The organism is Acinetobacter sp. YH01018 (assembly GCF_013420295.1).
Lineage (GTDB): Bacteria > Pseudomonadota > Gammaproteobacteria > Pseudomonadales > Moraxellaceae > Acinetobacter.
Genome location: NZ_VOYL01000115.1, coordinates 1 through 1,528, shown reverse-complemented (window position 1 = coordinate 1,528; position 1,528 = coordinate 1). Strand labels below are relative to the sequence as shown.

Genomic DNA, 1,528 nt, shown 5'->3' with positions numbered 1-1,528 from the left:
TTGTGCTGGCGACCATAGCAAGAGTGAACCACCTGATCCCTTCCCGAACTCAGAAGTGAAACCTCTTAGCGCTGATGGTAGTGTGGGATTACCCATGTGAGAGTAAGTCATCGCCAGCTCATTATTCGAAAACACCCTCAGTCAAACGACTGGGGGTGTTTTTTTATGTGAGGAAAAAAGGAAATTTAAAAATGAAGAATAAAAGATGTATGCTTTATTACGTGTATAGTTCTTTAAACGTTATTACGCAGACATAAAAAAGCCCCGACATCCTGTCGAGACTTTTTCGTATTGATTATTAGTTTTTTAATTGTCTACGTGCATGTTTAAGTGCGGTACGTAATCCTTCTTCTAAAGTCGGATGGTAGAACGGCTTATCTAAAATTTCATCCACAGTTAAATTCTCAGAAATCATCCATGCCAGTAAATGAGCTATATGTTCTGCAGCTTCTACAAATAATTCTGCCCCTAATATCTTGCGTGAAGATTGATGAATATACACTTCGAGCGCACCACTGTTTTTAGCGAGTGCTAAAGCACGGCCTTGTTTTTCATAAGAAACCATACCTGTAACAAATTCAATTTTTGCATCACTGAGTTGTTTGAAACTTTGCCCTACGGTTGCCATTTCTGGAGCGCTAAATACGATTGCTAAAGGTGTAAGTGTCTTTAAGTTTTTAATTTCAGGATAGTTTAAACAGTTATGTACAGCTTGACGTCCCTCATGTACTGCTTCATGTTGAATAGGGGTGTTACTATGTGCATCACCGACAATGAAAATGGGATAATCTCCAAGCTGTTTGGTTTTATCGTTAACAGGAAGTTTTCTAAGATCGGTATATGAGTGATTGATATTATTTAATAGTAGCGTATCTAAATAACTTTTTCGGCCTGTTGCAACCAGAAGATATTCCACATCAACTTGTTGAGATTGATTATTTTCATTGAAGTTAATTGTAACTCCTTGAGTATTAAGCTGAACTGTAGTCGGTAATATTTCGAATTTAATATTTAAATTTTTACTGATTTCATCTTGTATTAATTTCTGCAAAGCTGGGCTGCTTAGGGAGCCAACTTTACGGCTACGTGCAAAAACAGTGGTCTTGACCCCTAATCTTTGCATGGCTTGTGCAAGTTCGATAGCGATGACTCCACTACCTATTATGGCCAAAGACTGCGGTAATTTTTCTAATTCAAAAATCTGGTCTGAAGTGATGAGCCGGTCACCGAGCTGTTCTTTCCATTGAGGATCAAAGGTTGGGGTAGAGCCTACTGCAACTATAAAACTTTTAGCCTGATATTTCTGACCATTCACAGTAATTGTATTGTGATTAATGAACTGTGCCTGTCCTGATATTTTATGTTTTGCTGTCCAGCTATTTACATCTTTGAGTATCGCATTTCTTTGTACACGACAAAAAAAGATAACTCATTGAAATAATGGCATAATACTTGTTTTCTGACGACGAATATGATGACACATTTCAATGAGTTACATCTCATCTTAAACAAATATCTAAAGTGGAAC

1 rRNA gene and 1 pseudogene are annotated in these 1,528 nt (G+C 37.3%); one reads left to right on the top strand and one right to left on the bottom strand.

What is annotated here, in order from left to right:
- Positions 1 to 4 precede the first annotated feature (4 nt).
- Positions 5 to 119: ribosomal RNA gene (gene rrf, locus FTT83_RS15870) — 5S ribosomal RNA — on the top strand.
- Between the two features lie 179 nt (positions 120 to 298).
- On the opposite strand, the pseudogene FTT83_RS15865 reads toward rrf, so the two are convergent.
- Positions 299 to 1,399 (bottom strand): annotated as a pseudogene (locus FTT83_RS15865) (dihydrolipoyl dehydrogenase); the annotation flags it as partial.
- Positions 1,400 to 1,528 lie beyond the last annotated feature (129 nt).